Annotated in this window: 1 protein-coding gene; it reads right to left on the bottom strand. The window is 40.4% G+C overall.

Annotated elements, in window-relative coordinates:
* The coding region (locus AAIG11_RS17930) for an ROK family protein (RefSeq protein ID WP_343187555.1) at positions 1-576 on the bottom strand (576 nt) is incomplete at its 3' end.
* Positions 577-584 lie beyond the last annotated feature (8 nt).

Raw genomic sequence — 584 nt, 5'->3', positions numbered from 1 at the left:
ACCTATTATGATCTGCTCAATATCCAACAAGACACATATATTTGCCAAAGTAAATCCCAACTTCTCCACAACGTCATGCATTATGCTTACCAGTTCAGCATCTTCTTCTTTGATGGCTTTTCTCACTTCTTCGATGTTGAGGGCATTTTTGTCTTGTGAAAGAAAACGTATGCCTCTATCGTCTTTATTAAGCAATTTGTTGTCTTTAATCTGTTGAAGTATCGACCGAATAGACGTCTCTTCCTCTAAATTGCGGGAAGTTCCACAGCAGATTTTTGAATATCCAATTTCTCCCGAGGCAAACCGACTTCCTTCATACAGTTTTCCCTCCAGAATGATTCCTGCACCCACGCCCATGTCAACACTGACATAAATCAGATTTTTATAGCCTCTGCCAATGCCATATCTCATTTCTCCTGTGGCTGCCAGGTTGATATCATTTTTGATGATGGTTGTACAGCAAGGAAATGAAGCTTCCACAAGCTTCTCAATGTTTTCAACTTCTTCCACATTAAACCAGCTCTGTGTCATCAGCATTTTTCGGGTTTTTTGATTCACTGATCCTGGCACACCCATGGTAATTC

The organism is Anoxynatronum sibiricum (assembly GCF_039414295.1).
Lineage (GTDB): Bacteria > Bacillota > Clostridia > Peptostreptococcales > Tindalliaceae > Anoxynatronum > Anoxynatronum sibiricum.
This window is presented reverse-complemented; position numbering and strand designations above follow the sequence as displayed.